Below are 21,452 nucleotides of genomic sequence, written 5' to 3' on the forward strand. Positions count from 1 at the left end.
GCTAGATTGATTTTGAAATTGAGAAGTAAAACGTAGCTCCTTGGCCTACTACGGATTCTACCCATAATTCGCCGTCGTGCTTTTCCACCATTTTGCGGGCAATGGCCAGGCCCGCTCCCGTGCCGCCCCCAAATTTATCTTGGGCGTGCAGCCGCTTGAAGATGCGAAAAATCATCTGGTGGTGCCGCGGGTCGATGCCAATACCATCATCCTGCACGTAAAAAACGTAGTAGTCTTCTGGGTTGGCCACGCCCCGGTCGGCCAGCTTGCTGGCCGGCGCTTCGCCTATCACCACCAGTTTCTCGGGTTTGTTGCTGTATTTTAAAGCGTTGCTGATTAGATTGTTAAAAACCTCGCTCAGCCGCGTCGGGTCGACCATAATGGTGGGCAGCGGGTGGCGCACCTCCACGGTCGTGTGGGTTTGCTCGAGGCGGGGCTGCAGCAGCTCGCACACCTCAGCCACCAGCTGATTGAGGTCGGTGGGCTGCACCTCCAGGTCGAGGCGCCCCACCCGCGAGAGCTGGAGCAGCGAGTCGATGAGCGATTCCATGCGCTGGCTTAGGCGCACCAGCGTTTGCAGCCGGCCCACGCCCTCCTCATCGAGCCGCTCGGCGTAGTCTTCGAGCAAGAATATCGAGTAGTTGTGGATGCCCCGCAGCGGCTCCTTCAGGTCGTGCGAGGCCACGTAGGCAAACGAGTCGAGCTCGTCGTTGCTGCGCGCCAGCTCGGTATTGAGGCGGCTCAGGCTGGCGGCCCGGGCTTGCAGCTCGTTGAAAATCTTGAGGCGCACGTCCGAAATGTGCAGGCGCAGCTCCTTGGCCGCTTCCAGCTCCAGGGGCTGCCAGGGCGTGGCCGTGCTCTCGACCTCCTGGCTCCAGGCCGCAAACGACTGCCTAGGTGACATAAACAGCTGGCCGTCCTCCATCTGCTGCACCTTCTCGTTTTTGCCGGCCCAGGTCACGGTTTGCAGCCGCTCGGGCCGAAACCAGAAGATGTAGTCGCCGGGCTCCTGGGTCAAGGCAATGGACAGGATGCCGCTGGCCGTGGCCCGCAGGCTGCGCCCCGCCGGGTTGAGCCGGGCGTAGGAATCGGTGTGGAACACGTCTTGCGGCGCGTGTAGCTTCAGCCAGAGCGCCAGGGCCCGAATCTCGGCCGGGCTGGGCGTGCTACCTAGGGTAATTAATTCATCCTCAAATAAGATGGCCGCCCCGCCGCACTCAAACACGTCGAGCAAGGTAGTGGGCTGCTGGTGTAGGCCGTCGAGGAAATTAGCCTGCTGGCTCACCTGCTCGAATAGCCGCACCTGCGCCTGCTGAATGTGCAGCTGGTAGGCGTGCTGCTCGAGCTGCTCCTTGGTGTGCAGCAGCGCCGAAAACGTTTTGCCGATAAACAGGCACATTTCGCGCAGCTCGTAACTCACTAGGCGCGGGCTGTCGTGGTGGCACATGAGCATGCCCCACAGCCGGCCATCCTGAATGATGGAAATGGTCATGGTGGCCGCCACGCCCATGTTCTTCAGGTACTGAATATGAATGGGCGACACCGAGCGCAGCACCGAATACGTCATGTCGGGCGGGCGGCCGGTGGCGGGGTTGCGCACCGGCACCAGCGGCGCGGGCGCGTAGTCCACGTCCGGAATAAAGCGCAGCCAGTTTTTGAGGTACATGGCCCGCGCCTGCTGCGGAATGTCGGTGGCCGGGTAGTGCAGCCCCAGCAGCGGGGCCAGGTCTTCGCGCTTGGCTTCGGCTATCATCTCGCCGCTTTCGTCGGGGGCGAAGCGGTACATGCCCACCCGCGCAAACCCGGTGAGGGCGCGCACCTCCTCCACCGCGTGCTGGCAAAAGTCGAGCACGGTGGTGGCCGTCAGCATCTGGCTCAGCGTGGCGTTGAGGGCCGCCAGGTCGAGCGGATTAGCTTCCTTCTCGGCCACCGGCTCAAATTCGAGCCACACCAGCCCATCGTAGCGGTGCATGATGAGCTTGAACAGCGGCTTGCCCGTCACGTAGTCGAGGCGCACGCCCAGCAGCTTGGCCGCCTCGGTGAGGGTGGGCCACAGTGGCAGCACCTCGGCCAGCTGGGCGGGGCCCAGCAGCCGCTCGAGGCCCTTACCCAGCAGCTGGTCAACCGAAATACCCACGTGGGCCTCCACGTTGTCGCTGACCTGCACTATCTCCCGGGTGGCCGCGTCGAGGCACAGCACAAAGCCGTAGGGCTGCACCAAGCCCGGAATGTGGATGGGCTCGCGGTCGCAGTTGGTGAGGGTAATAGGCTGCCCGAAAAGAGACTCGTCGGTTAGGCTGGCGGCTGGTTGAGCCATGTGCTTAGTTTCTGAAAAGTAAGGCTGGCCGAGTGTACTATTTCGGCTTCGTTGTCGGAGGTTGCTTCGCGGGCCAGCAGCTGGCAAAATGCCTTCCACAGCGGCCCGGTTTGCTCGCCGTAGCCCGAAAAATACAACCGCTGCGGGATATTGGACTTTACCAACTGGCGCGCTATCACCTGGCCGCCTAGTGTCGAGCCTTCTACCACGTACATGGCGCCCAGCAGTTGCGGCCAGGTACCTAGGGGCGGTATGTCGGGGCAAAGCGCTAGCGCTGAGCTAGGTTGCTGTAAATCATCGAGGATGAGGGGCGCCCGCTGGCGGGTGGTAACGTCCCATTCGGGCCCTAGGTCCTGCTGGCGCAGCCGCGCCTCGTAGGGCGCTAGAAAGCCATACATCTTAGCTAAGAAATGCACCGTGGCCGCTTCGGTAATGGTGCCGGCAGTCAGCTGCTGGTTAAAGGCATTTTGCTCGAGCTGGTCGTGCGCGGGGCGCGTTTCGAGGCGCAGGGCCTGGAGAATGGGAGGAGGGGGCATAGGTTGGCGAAAATACGACTATGCCATGACGTGGGTGCCTTACGGGGTACCCACGTCATGGACCTTAGTTACCGCACTCGCACCACGCCGGCCCCGTTATACGAGTGATACTCGGCGTTATACATGGCATCGGCGCTCACCGGGCCCAGCTTGAACGTGCCCTTGCTCACGGCCCGTGCCAGGTAATAAAATACCTTCGGCTCGGGCGAGGCGGTGGTGAAGAGGTTGATGCGGTCGTCGCGCACGTCGAGGTAGTCGGGGGTGCTGGGGGCTTTCTCGCCGTCTACCTCACGCTGCGGACCTAGGCGCGGGTTTTCGATTTCCAGGCCCGCGGGCAGCAGGTCGGTGATAGCCACGTTCTTGACCTCGCCGGCCGCCTCGGCCGACCGCAGCGTGATTTTGACCAGCACTAGGTCATTCTGGCGGAAGCCGGTGCGGCCCGCCGGCTTGCCGTCGCGGGTTAGGAACTCGCGGCGCACTTTGAGGTAGTTGTCTTCCTCGCGCACCTGGCCGCCGGCCGAGATGCCTTCCATCTCCCAGAAGTAGTAGAGCCCGCCCGCGCCGCTGGCTTTCAGCAGCAGCTGGTAGTTGGCCACGTTGCTTACCGTCAGATCCTTGCCATCGAACTTACCTAGGCTCTTACCGCCGGCCGCTAACGTGCCCGTGACGGTACTGGTGCGCACGCGGCGCGCGATTTTGCCCAGCGCCAGCAGCGAAAACGCCGATTCCTGGGTGTTCATATAATTAGCGGCGCGCACTTGCTGGCTCAGCTGCCGGGCGATGCTGGCTACCTGCGGGTTGTTGGGGTCGGCCGTGAACAAGGCGTTGAGCGCCAGCGCCTGGGTGCGGATGGGCGAGGAGAACGAGCCATCGAGCTCGCGGCTGCCGCTCTCGGGCACAAACGTCCGGGGCAGCACATCCTGAAAGGCTTTTTGCTGGCCACCTAGGGCGTAGGTGCCGGCCAGCAGGAAGCGCCCATCGGCGGTGAGCAGCGAGCGGTTGGCGCGGTAGTAGTTGAGGGCCACGGCATCTTGGCGGCCGGCCAGCCCCAGCACGTAGAGCGAGTACGCATTTTCGCGCTTGGCAATGACGCGCTCGCGGCGCTGGTTGCCTTCGTAGTAATAATACGTTTCGGTTTCGCGCTGCCGGATGCGGAACTGCAAGTGGTCCAGCACCTTGGCGAGGATGGCTTGGTTCACGGCGAAGCCGGCCTGCTTGGCCTCGATGAGGAAGTGGGCGGCGTAGGCCGTGGCCCACCAGTTGTCGTAGTCGCCGCCCGGCCAGTAGCTGAGGCTGCCGTTGTAGAGCTGCATCGACTCTATTTTGCGGATGGCCTCCTGCACGTGGTGGTTGGGGTTGTAGCGCTGGGGCCGGTTGGGCTGCTGGTTGAGCGTGGCCGCCAGGTCGCCGAAATACAGCTGCGGAAACGCCGCCGATACGGTTTGCTCGAGGCAGCCGTAGGGGTATTGCAGCAGGTAATCCAGGTTTTTGGAGAACTGTGTGAGCGGCGAGCGGCTCAGCAGCATCTTGCTCCGCAGCGAGCTAGGCAGGAAATCGGTGCGCAAGTCGAGCGTGGCCGGGGTGCCAGCCGTGACGTCGCCGCTGCCGGTGCGCTTTTCGAGCGGCGCAGCGGGACGCACGGGCATTTCGATGGTTTCGGAGTAATTCTCCGCGCCCGTAACGGTCACTTTTACGGTCTCATTCCCAATCTTACTTTGAGCAACTAATTTGAAATTAGCCCGATTCTCTGCGTTGGGCTTGAGCGTTAAGGGGTAGGAAGTATTGGCTTTGTTGAATGGATAAGGGCGCAGCAGGTCGTTGGCAACGCTGAGGCTTACCCCCACTTGCAGCGGCTTATCGGTCGTATTCGTCAGCGTCACCGGCACGTCAATCGTGTCGCCGGGCGACATGAACCGCGGTAGCGCGGTGCTGATAACCACCGGGTCGGCCACCTTCATCGTTTGCTCGGCGTTGCCGAAGGCGTCGTCTTTGTAGGCCACGGCCATCACGCGCAGCGCCCCGCTAAACTGCGGGATGCGCACTTTGTACTGCACCAGGCCGGCATCGTCGGCGGTGAGTACGCCGCTCCACTTGGCCAGCAGGCGCACGCGGCGGTTGGGTACGGGCGTGGTGCGGCGGCCCATGTCGGCGGCGTCGCCGCCGCTGCTGCTGCTCCCTAGCTCGGGCAGCAGGAAGGGGTAGATGTCAAAGGCGCTGACTTCGAGCGCCCGCTTCTGGTAGAAGTAGGCGTAGGGGTCGGGTGTGTGGTAGCCGGTGCGCTGCAAAATGCCTTCATCGACCACCGCCAGCGTGACTTGGGCCCTAGGTGCCGTGCGCACCGCAATAGTCTGGAAGACTTGCGAGCGGCTCTGCGCAGCCACGGTGAGCTGCACGGGTAGGTGCGTGCTGGGCTTCTCGACCGCCAGCGGCAGGAAGCCCCGCGCCACGGTGAGGGGCAGCGAATTATCGACAATGGGCCGGATGGCCGTGGCCGTGACGTAGATAGTGGGCACGTGCTCACCTAGGATGGGGATGCTCACCCGCGCCGATTTCTGGTCGGTATCGACGTAGAAATGGCTCAGCACGCGGTCGCGCTCCACCGTCACGAGGATGCGGCCGGCGAAGGGCGACTTTAGCAGCAGGCTGGCCGTTTGGCCAGGCTCGTATTTGGGCTTGTTGGCCTCGATGATTATCTCGCCTTCGTTGTTGACCTCGAAGGAGTTGCCGGCCGTGTCGCCGCTGCCGTAGGCGTAGAACTGCTCGGCCACGTAGCTCGTGGCCTCGGGCCGCCGGATGCGCACCTCGTATTCGCCCGAATACTGCGGGCGATACAAGATTTTATCGGGGCCTTTTAGCGTGAGCAGCTTGCTGAATACCACCTCGTCGCGCTGCTGCGAGTTGTAGACGTAGCGGTCGCCCTGGCGCTCTAGCACGGTTTCCCAGAGCTTGCGCACCACCGTTACCTGAGCCTCGGCGCGGGTGGGCTGGCCGGCCGGCGTGAGGGCAATGACCTGGATGGGCTGGGTCTGGTGCGTGCCCACTAGCGAAGGTAAGTGGCTGATGCCGAACATAGTAGTTTGGGTCTGCACCTCAAAAGTGGCCACGCGGTTGACCGGCCGGCCGGTCTCGTCAAATACCGTGGCGAAGGCCGTGCCTTCCAGCGTGCCTAGGTCGTGCACATCGGGCAAAACGTAGGTGGCCGTGCCGTGCCCGGCGGCGTCGGTTTCGCCCTCGCGCTGCTCCTTTTGAAACTGCTGGCCCGAGGTTTCCGAGCTGCCCTGCTGAATGGCGAAGTTATAATCCGAGTAATCCTTAGGGTAAAACGGCTTGGTCTTGAGCGAGAATTCCACCTCAAACTTGCGCCCCGCCGCGGGCGGCCCAAACAGGTTTTGCGCCGTGATGTTGGCCGCTATCGGCTGGGCCGGGCGCCCCACGGCCGGCGCGGCCACTACGCTCACTTTCATTCGGTCGGGGATAAATTCTTCCACGCTCACCTGCCGCGAGGTCAGTAGCACGTCGTTGCCGGTCAGCACCTCCTGGGTGTAGAGCCCGGTCATGGCCGTGGCGGGCAAAATGAAGCGCGACGACACCGAGCCGGCCGCGCTCAGGCGCTCGCCCAGGCTGGCGTATTCCTTGCCGGTGGGCAGCAGCAGGCGCACCTTCACGGGCAGGCCGACCGGGGGCGTGCCCCAGGTTTCGTTGCGCACTATCGTGTTGGTGTACAGCGTGTCGCCGGGCCGGTACAGGTCGCGGTCGCCGTACAGAAAGGCTTGGTAGTGGGCCGCGTTGCGAGTGAGGCCGCCCACGTCGAAGCGCGAGGTTTCGACCTGCATCCTAGGCAAGCTCAGGAAGGAGAAATCGGCCCCTCTGCCCACCGTCACCATGCCCAATTTAAAGCGCGAGCCGGCCACGCTGTCGTAGCGGGCCACGCCCTCGCCGTTGGTGGTGGCGGTGCCCATCACCTGGTTATTGGTGCTGATGAAGCGCACCGTGGCCCCGCTCACCGGCCGCGCCGTGCGCAGCGAGTTCAGGAACACCACCGTGCCGCCGTCCAGGTTTTGCCGCGCTATCATGCCTAGGTCGGTGAGGACCACCAGCTTCTCTTCGCGCAGCCACAGGTGCTCAGTGTCCTGCACCCGCACCACGTACACGCCCTTGAGCGGGGCGTTAAATTCCAGGTCTTGCAGGCTGAGGTTGAGCAGGTGCAGGCCGTTTTTCTTGGCCAGTCCGCTCGTAGCGTAGGTGCGGGTGAAGAGCACGTCGCCCCGGTTTTCGAGCTCGTAGTACTGGTAGCTGCCGCCGCCCTCGCTGCCATCTGCGTTGGTGTCGTCGCCGCTTTCCTCGCCGTGCTCGCCATCGTACTCGCCGCCTTCGCCGCCGCTGTACTGCTTGCCGTTGCGCAGGAATTCCTGCACGTTGCTGGCGTACACTTTGGCTACTGTTACCTCCACTTTCTCAATCTTATTCAGGCGCAGCCCCAGGTTGCGGCTGCCCAGTGCGTTGAGGTACATCGCCTTTTCGGCGCTGGCAAAGCTGATGCTCGGCGCGATGTTGCCGAAGCCCACCGTCTGCTCAAACTTCTCCTGGAGCTTGCCACCTAGGGCGCCACGCAGGCCCGGCTTGATGGTAATCTGGTAGTTCTTGCCCACCTCAAAGCCGCCGCGCAGCAGCAGGCCGCTTTCCTGAGTTTCTATCGAAAACTGTACCTTGGGCGACACTTGCAGCAGCGGCTGCACGTCGGCCACCGCCACCGGCTGGTTGGTGAGAATAGTTACGATGGCCTCGCCGTCCACCACCTCGCCAGTCAGCTCCCGCACTTCGAGGGCCAGCTGCTCGGGCACGGTGGCGGTGGCGGCCAGCGGCGCGGCGGTGCCCTCGGTGCCATCCACGGCCAGCAAGCCCGGCGCAATCGTGAATTGCAGCGGCTCGCCGGGCTTCACGGCCTGCGTGATGAGCAGGCTCATTTCGCGGTCGGGCTCGGTGCTGGTGAGGGTGTAGGCTACCGGGCGGCCGTGTTGGGTCAGGGTCAACCTAGGGCGCAGGTCGGCGGGCCGCACGGGGTAGTTGAAGAGCACTTTGGCCCGCAGCTCGGTGGTGCCGCTGGCCTGCTCGCTGCGCCCGTAGTACACCTGCGTGGTGGTGATGCTCACCAGCGGTGTATGAAATTTGGCGCGGTCCAGCGTCACCCACTGCTTGGTAGCGGGCAGCGCCGCCTTACGCAGGCTGGCCCGGAATACCGTGCTCGGCCGCAGCGGCTCAAACGGCGAAAATACCAGCTCGCGCCCCTCGCTCGCCCACCGAAACTTGCCCTTAATGGCGGGCTCAAACTGCACGTAGCGCGTGCTGTCCCAGCCGCCCGCCCGAGTGGGGGGCGCCACCGGCTCATCAAAGGCAAACGTAATATTCTGGTAGGGGTCGATTTCCTCGCCGTTGGGGCCGCTGGCGTGCTCTTGGCTAGTCTTTTTGGAGCAGGAAAAGGTAGTAAATAGGAATAAAAATAGCAGCGGCAGCAGGCGGCAGAGGCGCATAAAAAGGCCGGGAAAAACGGCCCTGGAAAGGTAGTAAACGACCGGTCAAAAATGCGTCAATAGCTATGCTTTTTTGTTTGTTTAAATGCTGTAGCGCGGACTTTTAGTCCGCGAGTAGCAGGCGTAGTAATTCGCGGACTGAAAGCCCGCGCTATAGTGATAGCGTTTCTTTGAAAGTTAAAACCCCGCCGCATGCTCTCGCACCCTCACGAAGTATTCCTCGAAGTAGCCCAGCGCCTGAGCTTTACCAAGGCCGGGCAGGCGCTGTTCATCAGCCAGTCGGCGGTGAGCAAGCAGGTGAAAGCGCTGGAAGAGCACTACCAAACGGGCTTGTTTGAGCGCCTGGGCGGCAGCGTGCTACTCACGCCGGCCGGCCAGAAGCTGTACCAAAAGCTCTTGCAAGCCAAGCAATTGCAACAGGAGCTTCAACAGGAGATGAGCGAGCTCAGCCCCGGCTTTGCGCCGGCGGTGCACCTGTTCATCGGGGCCAGCACCACCATCTCGCTCTACGTGCTGCCGCCGGTGGTAGCGGCCTACTTGCAGCAGCACCCGCAGCACCAGCTCAGCCTCAAAAACCGCAATAGCGACAATATCCTCCAGGCGCTGCTGGAGCACGAAATCGAGCTGGGCATCATCGAAGGCATCCACAAAGTGAGCCGCGTCACTTACACGCCGCTGCTCACCGACGAAGTGATAGCCGTGTGCGCCGCTGCCAACCCGCTCGCCGGCCGCGAGCTGGCCACCGCCGACCTACTCAGCATCCCGCTGGCGCTGCGCGAAACGGGCTCCGGTACGCTGGCGGTGCTCGAAGAAGCGCTGGCCGCGCAGGGCATCAAGCTGGCTGCCCTGCCGGTGAGAGTGCGCCTAGGTGGCACCGAAGCCCTCAAAAACTTCGTGCGCATCGAGACAACTTGCCTGGCTTTTTTGCCGCGCCAGGCCGTGCTGAAGGAGCTGGCTACGGGTGAGCTAAAAGAAGTTAAAATCAAGGATTTGTCGTTGTTCCGGCAGTTCAATTTTATTCAGCGCAAGGGCACGGAGAACAATGGGCCGTACCGCGACTTTCTGCGCTTCACCCAGCGCTACTATTCCCAAAAGGAATAGGCTATGCGAAAACTCCATTTCGCCGGGGCATAGCGGTGCGTATAGAGCCGCCAGAACTTTGCCCCATGAACCTGACCGTTGCCCCGTCGCACTCGCGCATCCACAGCCTGCACTGCGCCCGCTGCCACACGCCCTACTCGCCCTTCGAGCTCCAGAGCGTGTCGGCCTGCTGCCAGCAGCCGCTGGTGGCGGACTACGACCTGCACCACGCGCCCACGCCCGCCCAGGGCATCGACCAGGCCGACAGTTCGATGTGGCGCTACGGCGCGCTGCTGCCGCTGCTCGACGCCGCCAACAAAGTGACCCTAGGTGAAGGCCTCACGCCGCTGCTGGCATTGCCGCGCCTAGGTAGTAAATACGGCTTCAGCGCGCTCACCCTCAAGGATGAAGGCCAGAACCCCACGGGCTCGTTCAAGGCGCGGGGCCTGAGCATGGCCATCTCCAAAGCCAAGGAGCTGGGCGCGCAGGGCTGCATCATCCCAACGGCCGGCAATGCGGGCGTGGCCATGGCCGCCTACTGCGCCCGCGGCGGCCTCACGGCTACCGTGGTGATGCCGCGCCACACGCCCGAGGCCTTCAAGGAAGAATGCTACTGGTACGGCGCCCAGGTCGAGCTGGTCGATGGCCTCATCAACGACTGCGCGGCCCGCGTGCGTCAGCTTAATGCCGGCAGCGAACTGCTTGATATTTCGACCCTCAAGGAGCCCTACCGCCTCGAAGGCAAGAAAACCATGGGCTACGAAATAGCGGAGCAACTCAATTGGCAGCTGCCCGAGGTGTTGCTCTACCCCGCCGGCGGCGGCACCGGCCTTATCGGCATCTGGAAAGCCTTCCAGGAAATGAAGGCCATGGGCTGGCTTGCCCCCGAAACCGCCCTGCCGCGCATGGTGGCCGTGCAGGCCGAAAACTGCCGCCCGCTCTATGACACCTACTTCGGCCACCAGGCCAATTGCCTGAACTATAACGGCCGTCCCACCCTCGCCAACGGTCTGGCCGTGCCCCGCCCCCTCGGCGAGCCCCTGATGCTGGACGTTCTGCGCGAATCGCAAGGCACGGTAGTGAGCATCAGCGAAGAAGGGATGCTGGAAGGCATGCGCGAGCTGGGCCAGCAGGAAGGCCTGTTCGTAGCCCCCGAAGGTGCCGCCGTCTGGATGGCCGCCCGCCAGCTGCTAGCCGCCGGCTGGCTGCGCGCCGATGAACGCGTCCTGCTTCTCAACACCGGCAGCGGCCAGAAGTACATGAGCAACGTGGCTGGCCGCGCCTGGGCCTAGGGTGTAGTAGCGCGGACTTTCAGCTTGCGAGTCAGGCGTGGCTATCGGCTCGCCGACTGAAAGTCTGCGCTACGACGGCGGCCGATACCTTTGCCGGCCCATGCGCATCCTGCACGTCCTTTCTGCCAATTTCTTTGCCGGGTCGGTGGCCTACGCCGTAGCCTTAGCTGAAGCCCACCGGCGCCAGGGCCACCAGGTGTGGCTAGCTTCGGACGCGGCCCACCTGCCCACGGCCGCCACGGTGGTGCAACTGCCCATCAGCCAGCGTAAGTACCGGCAGCGCTGGCATAACGTTCAGGAGCTGCGCCACTTGATAAAGGTGCATAACATCGACGTGGTGCACGCCCACTCGCGGGCGGCCAGTTGGGTCAGCTACTTCGCGGTGCGTGGGCTAGCGGTGCCGCTGGTGAGCACCGTGCACGGGCGCCAGCACTTGCACACCTCGACTTCGCTCTTCGACGTGTACGGTGATAAAGTCATTGCCATCTGCGAAAACCTGGCCGCGCATCTGCGCACCGAAGTGAAAACGGCCCCGCGCAAACTCGCCGTAATCCCCAACGGGATAGCGTTTGATACCCTAGGTGCCCCGCCGCCCGCACCCGCCGGCGAGGTGCCGCGCATGGCCTTCATCGGCCGCTTTAACGGCCCCAAGGGCGAGCGGGCGGCGGCGCTGTTTGAACACGTGTTTCCGCCGTTGCTGCGCGAATATTCGGCCTTGCGCGTCGCCCTCATTGGCGGCGAACTCGACCACCTGCCCGCCACCGGCAAAGTCGCCCTAGGGGCGTTGCAAGCCGAGTTCGGCGAGCGGGTCGAAGTAGTGGGTTTCACCGACGACGTAGCCGGCTGGCTCGCTAAAACTGACCTCGTCATCGGAGCCGGCCGGGTGGCCATTGAGGCCCTGGGGGCCGGCCGGGCGGTGCTGGCCCTAGGCGAAGCCCGCTACGCCGGTCCCGTAACCGAAGCCACCTACGCCGCCGCCGCGGCTTCCAACTTCGGCGATATCCTAGCGCAGCAGGGCACCGAAGCGGTTGATTGGCAGGTGGTGCTGCGCGATGCGCGCGCGTTTTGGCAGCAGCCCGGCCGGGTGGCGCCCGCCTTGCAGCAGCGCGTGCGGGCCGACTACGACCTAGCCGCCATCGCGGCGCGGGTGCTGGCGGTGTACGAGTCGGCCCGCATGCAGAAGGCCGTGCCGGGCTTTATTCCGGTGCTCATGTACCACAAGATTCCCGACGCGCCGCTGGCCTCGCGGCACCAGATTTTCGTTACCAAAGAGAATTTTGCCAAGCACCTGGCGTATTTCCAGCAGCAGAAATTTACGCCCATCACCTTCCTCGATTACCAGGATTTTGCCAGTGGCCGGCGCCCGCTGGCCGAGTTTCCGCGCCGGCCCATCATCCTCACGTTTGATGATGGCTACGTCGATAACTACACTAACTTGCTGCCCCTCATGCAGCAGGCCGGCTACCGCGGCGTACTGTATCTACTAGGCGACTTTGGGGTGCGCTACAACTACTGGGATGCTGACGCCGACCCCACCGAGCCGCGCGCCGACATCATGGACGCGGCCCAAAAGCAGGCTTTCGTGGCGGCGGGTTGGGAAATCGGGGCGCACACCATGCGCCACGCCAGGCTGCCGGAGCTACCCGCCGCCGAAGCCGCCGCCGAGATTCAGCAGAGCAAAACCGCCCTCGAACAGGCCCTAGGTACCGAAATCATCTCCTTCGCCTACCCCTACGGCGCCCTCACCGAGGCGGTGAAAACCCAGGTGCAACAAGCGGGCTTCACCTATGCCGTGGCTACCGACACCGGCGGCCTGCACCTGGAAGACGACCGAATGCAGATATTCCGCGTCAACATCTTTCCGCACGAAACCACGGGCAGCCTCTTCAAGAAAACCGCGCCCTGGTACCGGCGCTACTATCGCTGGAAGCGCGGCAAGTAAGGCGCTGTGGGGCCCGCTCAGGCCGGGCCGGCCATCGCCTGGTAGCCTGGCACGTCTTCGAGGCGGTAGTACACGGGTAGGCCGCGCGCCTGCGCTAGCCGCACATCCTCGTCGGCGCCCGCTGAGGCGCCCCCTAGGCGCAGTACCGCGTCGCATTTGGCAAGCAGGCGGTGCGCCGCTGGGTACAGAATCTCTTCGTAGGGCGCATCGCCCGGCCGGGTAGAGCCCGCCAGCCTGAGCAGGGGCAGCGCCACCCATTCCCCAATCAGGGGCAGGTGGCCGGCCCGGAACAAGGGTAGCGCAGCGGCTTCGAGGCGGCGCAGGTTGTCGGCCATGCGGGCGGGGTCATCGGCGGTGCCACTGCGGTAGGGGCCAGCTATCAGAATGAGCATAAAGCGAGTTGGGTTAAGTAAGCTTAAAATCTAACCGCCAACCTGTTGCAGCCGAAGGTGCTGGAGGAGAATGATGGTCTTGCCATCCTGAATCTCTCCGGTGGCGACCATGGCCAGGGCCTGGCTCAGCGGCAGTTCGAGCACGTCAATCTCTTCTTCCTCGATGCCCCCGCCGGCTTGCCGCTCGGTGGCCGTCGAGTACTCGGCCAGGTAAAAAAACAAGCGCTCCGTGACCGAGCCGGGGCTCATGTAGGCTTCCAGCACCCGCTGCACCGCGGTGAGGCGGTAGCCGGTTTCCTCCTCCGTTTCGCGCACGATGGCCACGTCCGGATGCTCATCGTCGAGCAGCCCGGCGCAGGCCTCAATGAGCATCCCCGAAGGGTTGCCGTTGACGAAGGTGGGCAGGCGAAACTGCCGGGTCAGAATGACCGTGTCGGCGGCGGGGTTGTGCAGCAGAATAGTAGCCCCGTTGCCCCGGTCGTAGGCCTCGCGCGACTGGGTTTCCCAAACGCCGTTTTTGCGCTGATAATCGAACGTGACCTTGCGCAGTGTGTACCAGTTATCAGACAAAATTGTCTGTTCTCGCAAGCGAATGCGTTCGTTCGTGCAGACAGAATTGTTCATTTGTGTTTGAGTGTGTTTATTTGTGATTGGTTAAGGCAAGCTACACCATTTCCATGAATTTCCAACTGCGTAAGCATTACATTTTGAGTGTCTTGGAGCGCGAGCGTAGCTTGGTGGCGTCCGACGTGGCGCAGCACCTGCAGACAAATCCCATCACGATTCGGCGCGATTTGGCGCAGTTAGCAAGCCAAGGGCTGCTGGTGCGAACGCACGGCGGGGCCGTGCTGCCGAGCGTAGCCCGGCACCCGGTTGCGTTTGCGCGCAAGGCGGCCGTCAACCTCAGCCAAAAGGAATATATCTGTCGGCTGGCGGCGGAGCACATCGCCGAGGGCGACACCATTTTTATTGATTGCGGCAGCACCACTTTTCCGCTGTGCGCCCTCATTCGGCATCTGAAAATCCGGGTGCTCACCAACTCTTTGCCGGTGCTTTTTGAGCTGGTCGGCTCCGCCGTGCAGGTCGTCATTGCTGGGGGCGAAGTCGATGCTGAGCGGCAAGCCGTGCACGGGGCCCTGGCGGTAGAGCACCTAGGGCGCTACGCCGTGGACAAAGCTTTTCTGGGCGTAGATGGGCTATCGGTGCGGCGGGGCCTGAGCGCCAACAGTGAGCTGGAAGCGACCATCAGCCGGGCGGTGTTGGCCGCGGCGCAGCACGCATTTTTGCTCTGCGATTCGAGCAAGCTCGAGCAAGACAAGTACTTGCAATTCGCGCCCTTGTCCGCCATCGGCACGCTAGTGACCGACCAGCAAGCCGCCCCGCACGTGCTGGCCCAGTACCGGGAGGCCGGGGTGCGCGTGCTGAACTAGCGGCGAGTAGCTCAAAAAGACCCTAGGTACGGTAGGCCTACGCCTGGTAGCGAGCCAGTGCCGCCGCACCTTCTTCCTCGCTTAGGTCACTAATTTTCAGATTTTTGAAGGGCGCCGTGTGGCCACTTAGCAGCTGCACGCTGCTTTTAGCTACACCAAATACTTCGGCTATAAAAGCGAGTAGGGTGGCATTAGCCTTGCCACCCTGCGGCGGGGCGGCCAGGCGCACCGTCCAGCGGCCGTCGGGGCCGGGCAGCAGCTCGTTGTGGCGGGCGTTAGAGGAAAATGAGCAATGAGCAATTTTAGCTTTTACCTGCTCATTACTCATTGTTCATTGCTAATTACTCATTGCTAATTGCCCCACCGGGCACACGTCCAGCATCACGCAGCGTGCGCAGGCGGGGTTGTAGAAGAAGCAGCACTTCTGCCCGTGATACATGAGCGCCTCGTGGTGGTCGTAGACCTGCTGGGCGGTCCAGTCGGGCGGTAGCAGGGCCGCTAGCAGCGCGTGCGCCGGCCCTTCGCCCACCTTTGGTCCGATGAGACCTAGGCGCTGCGCCACCCGGTGGTGGTGGCTATCAACGGGCATGGCCGGCAGGCGCAAATTGCTGAATAGCAGCGTGGCCGCGCTTGTCTTCGGGCCCACACCCGTGATGCTTTCGAGCCAGGCCCGCGCCTCCGGGATGGGCTTTTCGGCCAGGAAATCGAGTGAGCAGGGCGGCAGGTTTTCATCGCCGCAGCGGCTACTTATTTCGCGCAGCACGGCCTGAATGCGGGGTGCCTTTTGCTCGGGCCAGGTGCAGGCGCTCAGGGCGCGCTGCACGTCGATGGTAGGCGCATCGCGCACGTCTTCCCAAGCCGGGAAGGTGGTGCGCAGCTGCTGGTAGGCGCGGTGCGAGTCGGCGTTTTTGGTGCGGTGCGAGAGCAGCGCGCTGATGAGCTCGCTCAGCGGGTCTTTGGTGCTGAAGAATAAAAACGGCGCGCCGTACGCGGCGCACAGCCGGTGGTGAGCCAGCAGTGCCAACTCGCGTAGCGCGGGCGTATCGGCGGCGGGTGGGGGAGAAGTGGGGCGGCGGGCGGGCATAGAAAAGGAGTTGCTACTGATTGGTAAACGGCTCCTGCGCAAGTCCGTTCGCCCGGTGGCCGTGGCCCGCCGGGGTGGGCCGCGGGCGCGGTAAGCTAGCCGGTACCTTTTTTTGCTCTTTATGAACCGCTTCGACCGCATCACGGCCATTCTCATTCAGCTGCAAGCCAAGCGCGTGGTGGGCGGCCCCGCCCTGGCCGCGCAGTTTGGCGTGAGCCTGCGCACCATCTACCGCGACCTGCGCACGCTGGAGCTGGCCGGGGTGCCGCTCTTCGGCGAAGCCGGCGTGGGCTACTCGCTAGCCGAGGGTTACCGCCTGCCGCCCGTCATGTTCACGCGCGAAGAAGCGGCGGCCCTGCTCACGGCCGAGAAGCTGGCCGCTCGGCTCACCGATGCCGCTACCGCAAAGCTCAGCGGTGCGGCCATGGACAAGCTGCGGGCCGTGCTGCGTCGCCCCGACCGCGACTACCTCGAAACGCTGACGCCGCACATTCAGGTGTTTGGGCAGGCCGGCGCGCCCGGCCAGCCCGCGGTCTATCAGCAGCTGGTGGCGGCCATTGCCACGCAGCAGGTAGTGCGCCTGGCCTACCAAGCCACGGCTGCCGACCCGCCCACCGCCCGCGAGGTAGAGCCCATCGGCCTCTACCTCACCCAGCACTGGCACGTGGTGGCCTACTGCCGGCTGCGGCAGGACTTCCGCAACTTTCGCCTCGACCGCATTCAGCAGCTGGCCCTTAGTGCCGAGCACTTTGCCCCGCGCCCCGAAACTTTGCAGCAGTACTGGGCCAGCCAGGCCCGCCACCGGCACAAGGAGAAAGTGGTACTGCGCTTCCAGCCGGCCGGGGTGCTGCCCAGCCTGGTGCAGCGCCTGCACGACACCAAGCGCCAGTGCGGCTGGGCCCACGAGCAAGCCCTGCCCGATGGTAGCCTGGAAATGACGTTTTTTAGCGGCACGCTGGCTTACCTGGCCGCTTGGCTGCTGCCCTATGCTGGTGCCGTGGCCGTGCTGGAGCCGCTGGGCTTGCGCGCAGAGCTGTGCGAGCAGGCCCAGCGAGCGCACGAGTTTTTTTGCGCGCCTGGCCCGGCTGCTGACACAGGGCTGTCATAGGCGAGGCGGAATTTTGCAGGGTCAAACAATCAAAATAACTGTTCAACCCCCTCATTTTTCCTCCCATGTTCAACGTGCTGTCTTCCATCAACTGGCTCGGCGTAGCGGCGGCTTTTATCGCGTACTTTCTGCTAGGGGCCATGTGGTACCTAGGGCTTTTTCCTAAGCCCTACCGGGCCTCGCTGGGTAAGGAAAACGAGCCCGATACGGGCCAAAACCAGCAACTCCTTTACATCGTGGGGCCGGCCGTATGCGCCCTTATCATCACGATTACCTGCGCCGTGCTGTTGTCTGCGTTGCACATCAACACCTACGGCAATGCCCTGCGCTTTGCGCTGGTAGTTGGGGTGGGGTACCTGTTTACCAACACGGTCAATATTGCCATCAACCCCAACATTCCGCGACCGTTTTTCTATGGCCTCATCACGGGCAGCTACCACCTCGTGGGCATGGTGCTCGTGAACCTGCTATTGGTGGCCCTGTAGTCTACCTAGGCAGCCAGCCTGCCCTAAAACACAAGCGCCGGGCTACCCTAGGGTACCCGGCGCTTGTGTTTTAGGGCAGGCTGGTTACTGCCGCCCGCTGTTGTAGAGCGCGATGGCTTGGCGCTGGGCGGCCGCCTGCTTGCTCTGGAAGATGAGCGGCACGATGAGCACCGGGATGGCGGCGTAGAAGAGCGGTGAGATGCCAGGGTTGTTGGGCCGCACCGACTGCACCAGGCCCGCTACCAGCAGGCCGCCGCCCACTAGGTAGGCCGCAATGGTCGACTGCTGGTAGCGCCGCGCATTGCTCAGCAGCGCCTGCGCCCCGGCATTGTCGGCCGTGGCCAGGGCCAGGTTGCGCACGCTGAGGTTTTGCACCGGGCCATTGTCTTTTGAGAAATACTCCGTCTTGGTGGTGCGGTAGCCGCCGTAGGGGTAACCCCCAAAGCCGCCCATCCCCATGCCGCCGTAGCCAAAGCCACCCATGCCCATCCCCATGCCGTAGGGCGAGGAGGCATACGACGTATTATAGGTGGCGTACAAGCTGATGCGGCCCGTCTTCTCGCGGCGCAGCGTGGTTTCGCGGTTCGAGCGCGGCAGCGTGGTGCGCACGTAGTGGCCGCTCTGGTCTTCGTAGAAGCCGACGTCGGCCAGGTCGATGCGGCGCTGGCCATCCAGCAGCAAATGCGAGCGGCCGAAGAGCGGCGACTTCACCTCCACGTCGTAGACGCTGTACACTTGCCCGCTCTTGAGGCCTACCTGGTAGCGCGTGGGGCGCGCCGCGCCTTCTTGCACGTAGGGGCGGCCAAAGGGGCTGCCGGCCGGCGGCGGCGGGGCGGGGGCCGCCGGGGCCGGGGTGCTCACCACGGGCGCCGGGCGTGCCGAGTCGGCCACCGTGGCGCTAGAAGCCGGGGCTGACACCGCCGCTGGGGCCGGGGCTACCTCCGCTGGCTGGGGCGCGGGGGCGGCGGGGCGGGCGGCCGGCATCGGCACCACCGGCGCGCCACCGAGCTGCCGCGGGGCATCCTGGGCCGAAGCCGACAAGCTGGTTGCGCCCAGCCCGAGGGCCAGCGCGGTGAGAAACACGGATTTCATGCGGCAAATAACTACCAAACTGACTAATGGCAACCAGTTGAGCTTTCAACGGCCTCGGCTGGGGCAAAAGTGCCGGCGCCCGGCATCAGACGCGCTATTTCAGCAGTTTTTCGAGCAGGCTCAGGCTGTCTATCAGGTCGTGGCCCGATTCTACATCGAAGGGCTTGAGGATGTAGCCGCTCACGGCCAGCTCGGCGGCGGCGGCGCGCTCGTGCGCCATATCCGAGGTGGTGGTGATGTACACCGGGATGTCGCACAGGATGGGGGTGGCCCGCATCTCGGCCAGGAATTCCAGGCCGTTCATGCGCGGCATGTTTAGGTCGAGCAGGATGAGCTCGGGCAGGGGCTCGAGGGGCGGCACCTGGCCGCGGCCCAGCAGCATATCCAGCGCCTCCTCACCGTTGAAGGCGGTGTGCAGCTGGTGCGGCACGCTGAACTTGGCAAAGGTCTTTTGCGCCGTCATCGTGTCAAAAATATCGTCTTCAACTAGCAGAACTGAACGCATGGCAGCGAAGTACAGAAGAAAGGAGTGAGGGAGTGATGAGGCGCAGCAGTGAAAATACGGGTGCAAAATAAGCGCAGTATTTCACCTGACTACCAGAGCCCCGGCCCGGCCCCAAGGGTTGCATCGGGCTAGCCTTTGGGCCAGGTAAAAATAAAGGTGGCACCCTGCCCCAAGGCCGACTCGACGCGGATGCTGCCCTTGCGGTCGTCGATGAGGCGCTGCACGATGCTCAGGCCGATGCCGGTGCTTTCGGCGGTGTGGCGGTCGCGCAGGGTCTGGAACAGCAGAAAAATCTTTTGGTGGTGCTCGGGCGCGATGCCGGGGCCATTGTCCTGCACCCTAAACTCGTAGTGGCGGCCGGCATCGAGGCAGCTCACGCGCAGCCGCCCAGTGCCGCCGGGCCCGTGGTACTTCACGGCGTTGCTGAACAGGTTGGTAAACACCTGTTGGAGCCCTAGGCGGTCGGTGTGGAAGGTGGGCAGGCCCGGCGCCAGCTCCAGGGCAAAGTCGGGCGGCACCACCAGGTCGGCCACGTCGCGCGCCAGCTGGGCCACATTTACTTCCTCGGCCGGGGCCTCGGTGCGGCTGGCGCGGGCGTAGGCCAGTAGGCCGTTGATGAGGTCGTCGAGGCGACCTAGGCGGCCTTTCATCTGGTCGAGGTAGGTGAGCAGGGCGGGCGAGAGCTCAGCGGCCTGCTCGTCCTCTATCCACTTCACAATGGCAGACAGGCCGCGCAGGGGCGCCTTCAAATCGTGCGAGGCCACGTAGGCAAACTGGTCCAGCTCCTGGTTGCGCTTCTCCAGGGTGCTAAAGGCGTCGTCGAGGGCCTGCGTCATCTCGTTGAGCCGTGCGGCCAGCGAGCCCAGCCGGTCCTGGCCATCGTCGGCAATCTTCACCTTGTAATCGCCCTGCACCACCTGCCGGGCCAGGTGCTCGATGCCCCGGATGCGCCGCGCCGTGTCGATGTTCACCCGGGTCAGCTCCAGGCGCAGGCGCTCGTTGGCCCGCAGCTCGCCCGAAATGCGCCGAAACAGCCACAGCACAATGACTATTGCCAGCCCTGCCGACAGCCCAATGGCCAGCGGCACCAGCCGCTGAAAGAGCTGCTGGCGCTGGTTGCGCACGCGCAGCAGGTACTCCTCACGTTGGCGCAGGCGCAGCACCACGCCCCGAAACGTGCGCAGCGGCTGCTGCTCGCGCAGGAGCAGCGCCTGGGCCACCGCGGGCGATGGGTTGTAGGTCTTGAATACTTCCAGCTCTTCGGTCTGGCCCTCGATGAGCTGGCGCAGCGTGTCGGCGCGCAGGCGCTGCCGCTGCTCGTCGGCCACGAGGCGCTGCAAGGTCACAGCCTGGCGCTGCATCAGCAGGGCGTTGCTGCGGTAGAGGTCGAGGTAGTCGGCGTCGCCCACCAGCAGGTAGCTGCGCATCCCGGTCTGCGCATCCCGAATAGTCAGGCGCAGGTCATCGGTTTGCTGCAACACTTGGTAAGAGTGGTCCACCAAGGCCGTGTAGTGGCTCAGCTGCCGAATGGTGACAAACGCCATAATTGACGTGGCCACCAGCGCCGACAGCGCGATGGCGAAGCCTATTAGAATCTTAGTGTTGAGCCGGAGCACCAAGTAAGCTACTGGGTAAGGAGGTGAAGGGGCTAGGCAGAAATGAGCCGCCTAGTTTGCACAGCTGCTGACGCTGCTGCGTGTAAAGAAAGCGCTGCCGCCCCGTTGCGCCCCGCCTAGGTTCCCTCTCACTCCCTCGTTCTATCACCTGCTCACCGCGTTCCTACCTTTGCCCCATGTACGCCGCCCGCCCCGCTCAGCCCGACCGCATCACCAGCCTGCACAACCCGCGCATCAAGGAGGTGCTACGTCTTCAGGAAAAATCGTCTGAGCGCCGCCGTCAAGGTCTCACGCTGGTCGAAGGCTACCGCGAGCTGGCTAATGCCCGCCAGGCTGGCTGGGCCGTGGCCACGCTACTGGTCTGCGAAGAGCTGGCTGGTGAGGAAATAACCCGGCAGCTCGTCGAGCCCACGCGCCTCGTGCCACGCCCCTACGAGCTGCTGCCCGTGAGCGCCGCCGTGTTTGCCAAGCTGGCCGTACGCGAGCGCTCCGACGGGGTGCTGGCCCTGCTGCGCACGCCCAGCCGCACGCTAGCCGACCTAGAATTGCCCGAAAATCCGCTAGTGCTGGTACTCGAAGCCGTGGAGAAGCCCGGCAACCTAGGCGCCATTTTGCGTACCGCCGATGCCGCGCCCGCCCACGCCGTGCTCGTCGGCGACCCGCGCACCGACCTCTACAATCCCAACGTCATCCGGGCCAGCCTAGGGGGTATTTTTACGGTGCCCACCGTGGCCGCGCCAATGGCTGATATCCTGGCTTTTCTGAAAGAAAAAGGTATCCGCACCTTCGCTGCGGCCTTGGCCGACGAGGCCAAGAGCTACACCGCCACCTCCTTCGCCGGCCCCACCGCCCTGGTGCTCGGTACCGAGGCCGACGGCCTCACGCCCGCCACCCGCCAGGCCTGCGACGAGACGGTTGTCATCCCCATGCGCGGCGTGCTCGACTCGCTCAACGTGAGCGTAGCGGCGGCGGTGCTCACTTTCGAGGCCGTGCGCCAGCGCGGGCAGTAGCCCGAAGCGCTGCTTCGTGTTGCGCTAAGCGAATT

At 63.9% G+C, this 21,452-nt stretch carries 17 protein-coding genes; 7 read left to right on the top strand and 10 right to left on the bottom strand.

The window, feature by feature from the left end; all coding sequences use genetic code 11:
• Position 1: 1 nt before the first annotated feature.
• From ACFSDX_RS04730 to ACFSDX_RS04740, 3 genes are all read right to left on the bottom strand, one after another.
• Positions 2 to 2,317 carry an ATP-binding protein gene (locus ACFSDX_RS04730; protein WP_382312034.1) on the bottom strand — a complete coding sequence of 772 codons (2,316 nt, stop codon included), beginning with the start codon at positions 2,315 to 2,317 and terminating at the stop codon, positions 2 to 4.
• Positions 2,293 to 2,853, bottom strand: a complete 561-nt coding sequence (locus tag ACFSDX_RS04735; RefSeq protein WP_382312035.1) for a biliverdin-producing heme oxygenase — start codon at positions 2,851 to 2,853, stop codon at positions 2,293 to 2,295. Before ACFSDX_RS04735 ends, ACFSDX_RS04730 begins: the two co-directional genes overlap by 25 nt.
• Positions 2,854 to 2,921: 68 nt before the next feature.
• Positions 2,922 to 8,381 carry an alpha-2-macroglobulin family protein gene (locus ACFSDX_RS04740; RefSeq protein WP_382312036.1) on the bottom strand — a complete coding sequence of 1,820 codons (5,460 nt, stop codon included), beginning with the start codon at positions 8,379 to 8,381 and terminating at the stop codon, positions 2,922 to 2,924.
• A 192-nt stretch (positions 8,382 to 8,573) separates the two neighbouring features.
• On the opposite strand from ACFSDX_RS04740, the gene ACFSDX_RS04745 reads away from it, so the two are divergent.
• The 3 genes from ACFSDX_RS04745 (at position 8,574) to ACFSDX_RS04755 (ending at position 12,695) form a co-directional block, all read left to right on the top strand.
• The gene (locus tag ACFSDX_RS04745) at positions 8,574 to 9,482 is read left to right on the top strand and encodes a LysR family transcriptional regulator (protein WP_382312037.1); all 909 of its coding nucleotides are present in this window, start codon (positions 8,574 to 8,576) and stop codon (positions 9,480 to 9,482) included.
• Positions 9,483 to 9,547: 65 nt separating this feature from the next.
• Positions 9,548 to 10,753: a threonine synthase gene (locus ACFSDX_RS04750; RefSeq protein WP_382312038.1), complete on the top strand. Its 1,206-nt coding sequence runs from the start codon at positions 9,548 to 9,550 to the stop codon at positions 10,751 to 10,753.
• A 100-nt stretch (positions 10,754 to 10,853) separates the two neighbouring features.
• A complete protein-coding gene (locus ACFSDX_RS04755; RefSeq protein ID WP_382312039.1) occupies positions 10,854 to 12,695 on the top strand; it encodes a polysaccharide deacetylase family protein in 1,842 nt (613 codons plus the stop codon).
• 17 nt (positions 12,696 to 12,712) lie between these two features.
• On the opposite strand, the gene ACFSDX_RS04760 is transcribed toward ACFSDX_RS04755, so the two are convergent.
• A complete protein-coding gene (locus tag ACFSDX_RS04760; protein WP_382312041.1) occupies positions 12,713 to 13,087 on the bottom strand; it encodes a DUF4406 domain-containing protein in 375 nt (124 codons plus the stop codon).
• A 30-nt stretch (positions 13,088 to 13,117) separates the two neighbouring features.
• Positions 13,118 to 13,711 (bottom strand): GDP-mannose pyrophosphatase NudK, encoded by a 594-nt coding sequence (gene nudK / locus ACFSDX_RS04765; RefSeq protein WP_382312042.1) that lies wholly within the window; start codon positions 13,709 to 13,711, stop codon positions 13,118 to 13,120.
• Between the two features lie 53 nt (positions 13,712 to 13,764).
• Between nudK and ACFSDX_RS04770 the strand changes: the two genes are divergently transcribed.
• A complete protein-coding gene (locus ACFSDX_RS04770; protein ID WP_382312043.1) occupies positions 13,765 to 14,517 on the top strand; it encodes a DeoR/GlpR family DNA-binding transcription regulator in 753 nt (250 codons plus the stop codon).
• A 37-nt stretch (positions 14,518 to 14,554) separates the two neighbouring features.
• On the opposite strand, the gene ACFSDX_RS04775 is transcribed toward ACFSDX_RS04770, so the two are convergent.
• Together ACFSDX_RS04775 and ACFSDX_RS04780 are read right to left on the bottom strand one after the other, a co-directional pair.
• Positions 14,555 to 14,845: a DUF167 domain-containing protein gene (locus tag ACFSDX_RS04775; protein WP_382312044.1), complete on the bottom strand. Its 291-nt coding sequence runs from the start codon at positions 14,843 to 14,845 to the stop codon at positions 14,555 to 14,557.
• Positions 14,846 to 14,854: 9 nt separating this feature from the next.
• Positions 14,855 to 15,601, bottom strand: coding sequence for an endonuclease III domain-containing protein (locus tag ACFSDX_RS04780; RefSeq protein WP_382312046.1), 747 nt, complete (start codon positions 15,599 to 15,601; stop codon positions 14,855 to 14,857).
• Between the two features lie 121 nt (positions 15,602 to 15,722).
• Between ACFSDX_RS04780 and ACFSDX_RS04785 the strand changes: the two genes are divergently transcribed.
• Both ACFSDX_RS04785 and ACFSDX_RS04790 read left to right on the top strand, forming a co-directional pair.
• Positions 15,723 to 16,709 carry a helix-turn-helix transcriptional regulator gene (locus ACFSDX_RS04785; RefSeq protein ID WP_382312047.1) on the top strand — a complete coding sequence of 329 codons (987 nt, stop codon included), beginning with the start codon at positions 15,723 to 15,725 and terminating at the stop codon, positions 16,707 to 16,709.
• A 65-nt stretch (positions 16,710 to 16,774) separates the two neighbouring features.
• Complete coding sequence (locus ACFSDX_RS04790; protein WP_382312048.1) at positions 16,775 to 17,194, top strand: DUF1761 domain-containing protein; 420 nt, start codon at positions 16,775 to 16,777, stop codon at positions 17,192 to 17,194.
• A gap of 84 nt (positions 17,195 to 17,278) precedes the next feature.
• On the opposite strand, the gene ACFSDX_RS04795 is transcribed toward ACFSDX_RS04790, so the two are convergent.
• The 3 genes from ACFSDX_RS04795 to ACFSDX_RS04805 all read right to left on the bottom strand — a co-directional run bounded on the left by ACFSDX_RS04795 (position 17,279) and on the right by ACFSDX_RS04805 (position 20,407).
• A complete protein-coding gene (locus ACFSDX_RS04795) occupies positions 17,279 to 18,286 on the bottom strand; it encodes a hypothetical protein (protein WP_382312049.1) in 1,008 nt (335 codons plus the stop codon).
• 94 nt (positions 18,287 to 18,380) lie between these two features.
• Complete coding sequence (locus tag ACFSDX_RS04800) at positions 18,381 to 18,791, bottom strand: response regulator (RefSeq protein ID WP_382312050.1); 411 nt, start codon at positions 18,789 to 18,791, stop codon at positions 18,381 to 18,383.
• 128 nt (positions 18,792 to 18,919) lie between these two features.
• Complete coding sequence (locus ACFSDX_RS04805; protein ID WP_382312051.1) at positions 18,920 to 20,407, bottom strand: sensor histidine kinase; 1,488 nt, start codon at positions 20,405 to 20,407, stop codon at positions 18,920 to 18,922.
• Positions 20,408 to 20,583: 176 nt separating this feature from the next.
• Here ACFSDX_RS04805 and ACFSDX_RS04810 point away from each other — a divergent pair, with 176 nt between their 5' ends.
• Positions 20,584 to 21,417, top strand: coding sequence for a TrmH family RNA methyltransferase (locus tag ACFSDX_RS04810; RefSeq protein WP_382312052.1), 834 nt, complete (start codon positions 20,584 to 20,586; stop codon positions 21,415 to 21,417).
• Positions 21,418 to 21,452 lie beyond the last annotated feature (35 nt).

The organism is Hymenobacter bucti (genome assembly GCF_042681145.1).
GTDB classification, from domain to species: domain Bacteria; phylum Bacteroidota; class Bacteroidia; order Cytophagales; family Hymenobacteraceae; genus Hymenobacter; species Hymenobacter bucti.